The sequence below is a fragment of the Streptomyces sp. NPDC006208 genome (assembly GCF_040613775.1).
In the GTDB taxonomy this organism is placed as follows: Bacteria; Actinomycetota; Actinomycetes; order Streptomycetales; family Streptomycetaceae; genus Streptomyces.
This window is the reverse complement of record NZ_JBEXSW010000059.1, coordinates 39,639-46,663: the sequence shown is the minus strand read 5'-3', so window position 1 is coordinate 46,663 and position 7,025 is coordinate 39,639. Positions and strand designations below refer to the sequence as shown.

Annotated in this window: 3 protein-coding genes and 1 pseudogene; 2 read left to right on the top strand and 2 right to left on the bottom strand. The window is 67.0% G+C overall.

The genetic code is table 11. The features are described 5' to 3' along the window. A pseudogene (locus tag ABZ208_RS34190) lies at positions 1–139 on the top strand (LacI family DNA-binding transcriptional regulator); the annotation flags it as partial. On the opposite strand, the gene ABZ208_RS34185 reads toward ABZ208_RS34190, so the two are convergent. Both ABZ208_RS34185 and ABZ208_RS34180 read right to left on the bottom strand, forming a co-directional pair. Beyond that, entirely contained in the window at positions 91–837 is a 747-nt protein-coding gene (locus ABZ208_RS34185; RefSeq protein WP_356913332.1) for a methyltransferase domain-containing protein, read from the bottom strand. The pseudogene ABZ208_RS34190 and the gene ABZ208_RS34185 sit on opposite strands and share 49 nt — an antisense overlap. Before the next feature lie 394 nt (positions 838–1,231). After that, on the bottom strand, positions 1,232–5,071 hold the full coding sequence (locus ABZ208_RS34180; RefSeq protein ID WP_356913331.1) for a GH92 family glycosyl hydrolase: 3,840 nt from the start codon (positions 5,069–5,071) through the stop codon (positions 1,232–1,234). A 504-nt stretch (positions 5,072–5,575) separates the two neighbouring features. Here ABZ208_RS34180 and ngcE point away from each other — a divergent pair. Beyond that, positions 5,576–7,015 carry an N-acetylglucosamine/diacetylchitobiose ABC transporter substrate-binding protein gene (gene ngcE, locus ABZ208_RS34175; RefSeq protein ID WP_356913330.1) on the top strand — a complete coding sequence of 480 codons (1,440 nt, stop codon included), beginning with the start codon at positions 5,576–5,578 and terminating at the stop codon, positions 7,013–7,015. The last annotated feature ends 10 nt before the right edge of the window (positions 7,016–7,025 follow it).

Genomic DNA, 7,025 nt, shown 5'->3' with positions numbered 1-7,025 from the left:
CAAGACCACGGTCTCCCGGGTCCTCAACACCAGGGCGGATGTGGACTCCCACACCGCGGCCCGTGTTCGTGAAGTGATCGCTTCCCTCGGCTACATCGGCGCCGCCTGCCGCCGGATCGGCTCCGGGTCCGGCGGCGCGTAGGGCTTGGAGAAGAGGGCCAGGACCCCGGGGTGGACGGCGGTGAGTGGAATCTGGTCGTTCTCCGACGCAGCCTCACGCAGCCGTTCGTCGGCGGCCAGCCGTTCCGTGCTGACGTAGAGGTAGGCGTTCTGCGCGTACCAGGGTTCGATCTCCGGGTCCGCCCACAGGCGGCTGCGCAGGCAGTCGACGAGCTGGTGGCCCTGCCGCTCGAACCGGGCCCGCCAGTAGGGCGGCCACTGCTCGTTGCGGTGGTCGCTGCCTGTCTGACCGGGGATGGCGGCGGAGAACAGCACGCACTCGGAGAGGGCGCACAGATTGGCGATGAGAGAGTCGGCGCGGTCGGCGTCGAGGTGCTCCGCCGCTTCCAGGGACATGGCGAGCCCGAACCGGCTGCCGGGCCCGTCGGGGCGCAGCTCCTTGACGTCCAGGGGTTGCGAGAGGTCGTGGGACAGGAAGCTGTCGTACGGGATGTGCAGGGTCTCCTGGGTGACCCATGGGCCGTCCACCCCGAGGACCGTGTCGACTCCGAGCCGCAGTGCGGTGGCGAGCCAGGCGCCGGTACCGCAGCCGAGGTCGACAACGCTGGAGGGCTGGACAAGATCGAGGACGACGGGGAGGACGCGTTCGGCGGAGCGCACCGAACCGTCCTGCTGACTTGCGTAGAACCATGCGCCGTAGGCGTCGTTTTGAGGCATGGCGGGAGAGTTTCACAGCGGGCGGCGCGGGCGGACGAGGCACGCACGGCCCCCGCCGAGGTCGGATAATCGCCTGGCCCGGGTGGGCGAGCCGTGCGGACGGCCTTCGCATGACCTCGCAACAGAGGCCGTTTCAGGGCACGGACACCGGGCCCATGTCCGGGCCGTGCGATATGGCCCGCCCCCGTCGCAGTCGTACTGCGGCGCATCGAAGGTCACCCGGTACGCCACCGGGGCGGGTCCCCGGCACGGGATCCGGCGGGTCACGTACAGGCAGGCCAGAGCTGGTTCGGGCAGGTACGGGGGAGCGGCGGGCCGGCCGCGGAGAGCTGACACTGCGTGCGGGCGGGAGGGCCCGGTGCCATGGCCCTCCCGCCCGTCCTGTCCGGACCGCTCAGGAGATCAGTTCGATCTCCGCGAGCGTCGCCTCGCCCGTGAGCACCAGCCGGTAGTGCTGGTACGAGCGGGGCCTGTCGACCGTGAAGACCCTGGTCTGCCGGTCCCAGGCGAACGACTCGCCCGATCGCCGGTCCAGGTCGGTCCACTCCTCGCCGTCGGCGGAACCCTGCAACACCCAGCCGGCCGGGGCCTTGTCCTTGGCCGACGAGGTGAGCGTGTACTGCACCGCCCGCGTCGCCTGCTTCACCGGCAGCTCCACCGACCCGACCGGTGCGGAGGTGCCGGAGGAGTTGTCGAACAGCGCGCCGTCACCCGTGATCACGTCATGCCGCGGCGTGGGCGCCTTGTCGTCCTGGGTGATGGAGACCGGTGCGGCGTTCTTCCCCGTGCCCCAGGCCGACGGCTTCGGCCCCATCGCGAACTCCAGCGTGCCGCCCTTGGCGATCAGGCTGTGCGGCAGCGCCGTGGACGTCCATGGTTTGCCGCCCACCTTCAGACCCTGCACGTAGATGTTCTTCGCGCTGTTCTTCGGGGCCTTGACGACGAGGTCGCGGCCGTTCTCCAGGTGCACGGTCGCCTTGGTGAACAGGGGTGAGCCGATCGCGTACTCGCCGCTGCCCATCACCAGCGGGTAGAAGCCGAGCGCGGAGAAGAGGTACCAGGCCGACTGCTCGCCGTTGTCCTCGTCGCCGTGGTAACCCTGCCCGATCTCGCTGCCGGTGTAGAGGCGGGAGAGCACCTCGCGCACCTTCTGCTGCGTCTTCCACGGCTGCGAGGCCGCGTTGTACATGTAGGTGGCGTGGTGGGCGACCTGGTTGGAGTGCCCGTACATACCCATCCGCACATCACGCGCCTCGGTCATCTCATGGATGACGGAGCCGTACGAGCCGACGAACTCCGGGGAGGCCGTCTCGGGCGTGGAGAAGTAGGTGTCGAGCTTCTCGCCGAGACCGGAGCGGCCGCCGTACAGATTCGCCAGACCGCGGCTGTCCTGCGGAGCGGTGAAGGCGTATCCCCAGCCGTTGGTCTCGGTGTAGTCGTAGCCCCACACCCGCGGGTCGAACTTGCCGCTCTCGACCCGCCAGTCGCCCTTGAGGTTGCGGCCCTGGAAGAAGCCGGCCTTCGTGTCGAAGAGGGTGACGTAGTTTCGGGCCCGGTCGAGGAAGTACTGCGACTCCTCCTTGTAGCGGTCCTTCCCGGTCTTCGAGTGGAGCGCCTGGCCCATCTTCGCCAGCCCGTAGTCGTTGAGGTAACCCTCCAGCGACCAGGACAGACCCTCATGCGTCTCGGTGGAGGCGTAGCCGAGGAACGGAGAGGTCTCCATGCCCTTGCGGCCGACGCCCGGGGACGGGGGCACCACGGTCGCGTTCTTCAGCGCCGCCTCGTATGCCGCCTCGGCGTCGAACTTCACGCCCTTGACATAAGCGTCGGCGAAGGCCACGTCCGAGCTGGTACCGGTCATCAGATCGGCATAGCCGGGCGACGACCAGCGCGAGATCCAGCCGCCGTCCTTGTACTGCTGGACGAAGCCGTCCACCAGCTCGCCCGCCTTCTTCGGGGTGAGGAAGGAGTACGCGGGCCAGGTCGTGCGATACGTGTCCCAGAAACCGTTGTTGACGTACACCTTGCCGTCGACGATCTTCGCGCCGGTACGGGTCGGCGTGTCGGGACCGGTCATCGGCGAGAACGGGCTCGCGTACTGGTGCTTCGGGCGCGCCTTGGTGCCGGTGTTCTCGAAGCCGGAGTTCGGGTACAGGTACAGCCGGTACAGGCTGGAGTAGAGCGTGGTGAGCTGGTCGCGGGTCGCGCCCTCGACCTCCACCTTGCCCAGCAGACCGTCCCAGGCGTCCTGCGCCTTGCCGCGCACCCGCTCGAAGCGGGTGCCCGCCGGGATCTCGTCGGCCAGGTTCTTCTTCGCCTGGTCGATGCTGATGAGCGAGGTGGCGATACGCAGATTGACGCTGCGGTCCTCGCCCGCGTCGAAGCGGAGCCGGCCGGTGACGCCTTCGGACGCCGAGTCGGTCACCGGCGCGTCGAAGACGCCGTACACGAACAGCCGGGTGGCGCCCGTGGACAGACCGCTCTTGACGTCCGAGAAGGCGGTGAAGGAGCGGGTGTCCGGGTCGAGGGTGAGCCCGGCCTCCTTCGTGACGTTGTCGAGGATGACGCTCGCGTCGCCCGCGGGATAGGTGAAGCGCATCATCGCCGCATGGTCGGCCGGAGCCATCTCGGCCTTGACCCCGTTCTCGAACGTCACGCCGTAGTAGTGCGGACGGGCCGTCTCGTTCTCGTGACGGAAGGGCAGCGCCCGGGCCGTGCGCGAGGTGTCCGGCGTGCCGGCCGCCGCCGACGGCATCACCTGGAAGGTCTGCCGGTCGCCCATCCACGGGCTCGGCTCATGGCTGGTGCTGAAGGCCTGCACGGTCGGCAGATTGTCCGCGTTGTTGCCGCGGGAGTACTCGTACAGCCAGCTGCGTGACCCGGCATTGGTCACCGGCGTCCAGAAGTTGAAGCCGTGCGGGACGGCGGTGGCGGGGAAGTTGTTGCCGCGGGAGAACGAACCGCTGGAGTTGGTGCCACGGGTCGTCGAGGCGTAGTCCGAGAGGTGGGCGAGCCGCTTCTCGGGAGCCTTGGGCGCGAGGGTGATGTCGTCGACCCAGCCCTGGAACTTCGCCGGGCCCTTGGGGGAGTCGTATGCCACCAGCACCCGGTCGACGGTCTTGCCGGCCGCGACCGTGCCGATGCCGGCCGCGACACTGTTCCACTGATTGACGTACATCCGCTTCGCGGCGCCCTGTCCGGTGGGGGTCAGCAGGCCGCCGTGCGAGTCGACCGCACGAAGATCACTCAGATAGGTGCCATCGTTGAAGGCGAGGTCCACCGACACGTTGGTGGCCGGGTAGTTCAGATCGGTTTCGGCCATGGAGGGGAAGATCTTGTACGACAGTTCGGTGTCGCGGCGCACCGTGACATCGATGTCAAAGATCTTGTTGTACGAATACGCCCGGCCGTCGGCCTTGTGCGTGCCGGCGTACTTCAGCGCCCGCGTGCCGGTGAACCCGGCATTGGCCTTGGCGGTGGGGGAGCCGCTGGGGCCGCGGTCGACCTGGCTGCGCATGTCGTCGGGGACCGGGGTGCTGGTGTCGCCGTTGGACAACTGGACGTCGGCCAACTGGGTGGCGTCGGACGCCCCGTTGTTCCTGGTGATCTCCAGCCGGTAGTGCCCGTACGCCTGCACCTCGGACGGAGCGCCGATGTCGAAGGTCCTGGTCTGGAAGCGCTCGGCGAACGTCTCGCCGGTGCGCGAGTCCAGCACCACCCACTCCTTGCCGTCGACCGAGCCCTTGAGCGTCCAGTCCCTGGGGTCGCGGGAGGCGAAGTCGTTGGCGGACGTGAGGGCGTAGGTGGCCACCTTGACCGGTGTGTCGGTGTCGAACTCGATCCAGGCGGTGGGCCGGAACCCCAGCCATTTGCTGCTCGGCAGCAGATCGACCAGGTTCTCCTTCGTCTCACCCCCGCCGGTGTTCTCGTCGCTGGCGCGCAGTTCGATCACCTTGTCGGTGACATTGCCCGGTATTCCGCTGGAGAAGCCGCCATCGACACCGGACGACCGCTTCCTTCCGTCGGTGCCGACATCAACGGTATTGCGCCAGTCCGGCTGCGGTTCGTCCGATTCGAAGGATGACCTGAATTCCAGGCCGGCGGCCGGGGATTGTCCGGACTGCGGGGGCAGTGCTACAGCGGCCGAGGGGGTCGTCAACACGAGCAGAGAAGCGGTCACCGCCAGGGTGACCGCGTGAAAGTTTCTCTGCCGGGCTCTGGTTCTGGGCTGCATCCCGGTCTTTCCTCCAGGGGAAGGTCGCCATGGACAACGTTGTCATCGGTGAAGTGCAGCCACTAGTACGGGGGCAAGTGACATACGGTGTCAAGAGTGTTGACGGAGCGAGGCGGTCCGTTTCGGCCCATCCGCGAAGAATGCAGTGGTCATAAGGGTGCGCAAAGTGCTCATGTATCCGCGAGGTCTCAACTCGGGAAAGACTGCCGGCCAACCTTGTTTTCGATCTTGCCCAGTTGACGTGAAGTGGACTATACCTGTCGGCGTCCGGATAGCTGTTCCAACTGGCAAGGGCCCTAGGGGCGACGGGCGTGCGCAGCGTGCGCATCGCCGATCGCACCAGACTCCGTTGCCCGCCGGCAGCCGTGCACGACCCGAGCTTCACTGAGTTTCCCCCCGGGAATACACAGCAACTGACCGCGGTGGCGGGGCCCTTCGCCTGAGGCGACCAAGAACGGGCGACCGGTACACCGCCTGAGTCCTGGAGAAGGCGAGGACTTGAGCATGGGATCCACCTCCGCCCACGACAACAGTGAGGGTTTCGGCCGCCGAGACCTGATCAAGCGGTCCGCCGCACTCGGCCTGATCGCCGTGCCGACGATGAGTTTCCTGTCCGCCTGCGCCAGCAGCAGCAGCGGTGACGACCAGTCCAAGCAGAAGGGTGAGGTGACGAAGGACAACCCGTTCGGAGTCGCCAAGGGCGGCACCCTTGACGTCGTCATCTTCAAGGGCGGCTTCGGCGACCAGTACGCGATCGAGTGGGAGAAGAAGTACAAGACGGCCTGGGGCGGCAAGATCTCCCACCTGGGCACCCAGGAGATCACCGGCAAGCTCCAGCCCCGCTTCGTCGGCGGCAACCCGCCGGACGTCATCGACAACTCCGGCGCCCAGCAGATCAAGCTCGACACCCTCTACAAGGACGGCCAGCTCGCCAGCCTCGAGGAGCTGCTCGACGCCCCGTCCTTCGACGACCCGTCGAAGAAGGTCCGGGACATCCTGATCCCCGGCACCGCCGAAAAGGGCAACTTCGACGAGAAGATGTACTCGCTGAACTACATCTACACCGTCTGGGGTGTGTGGTACTCGGGCAAGCTCTTCAAGGACAAGGGCTGGGAGGTGCCGAAGACCTGGGACGCCTTCCTCACCATCATGAAGGAGGCCAAGAAGGACGGCGTCGGCGGCCTCGCCCACCAGGGCAAGCACCCGTACTACATCAACGTCATGATCATGGACCTGATCGCCAAGACCGGCGGTCTGGACGCGATGAAGGCGATCGACAACCTCGACCCGAAGGCCTTCGTGGGCAGCGACTCGGCGCAGGCTTCCATCGAGGCGATCTACGAGATCGTCGACAAGGGCCTGCTGCTCCCGGGCACCAACTCACTCGACCACATCGAGTCGCAGACCGCCTGGAACAAGGGCAAGGCCGTCTTCATCCCCTCGGGCTCCTGGCTGGAGAACGAGCAGCTGAAGCAGACGCCCGCGGACTTCGACATGAAGTTCCTGCCGATGCCGCTGCTGCCCGACAGCAAGCTGCCCTTCGAGGCGATCCGGGCTGGTGCCGGCGAGCCGTTCATCGTCCCCGAGAAGGCGAAGAACAAGGCGGGCGGTCTCGAATTCCTCCGCCGGATGCTGTCCAAGGAGTGGTCGACGATCTTCGCCCAGCAGGCGAACTCGCTGACCATCGTCAAGGACGGCGTGGACACCTCGGTCCAGCTGCGGCCCGGTACCAAGTCCGCCGTCGACGCGGTCGCGGCGGCCGGTGAGAACACCTTCGACTACTACTACGTCAACTGGTACAGCGAGATGGACGAGACCATCCGCAACGCGTCCGCCGAGCTGATGGCCAAGCGCATCCAGCCGAAGGAATGGCTCAAGCGGGCCCAGGCGGCGGTCGACAAGGCCGCCAAGGACCCGGCCAGCAAGAACAACAAGCGTCCGTAGGCCCGTTCTC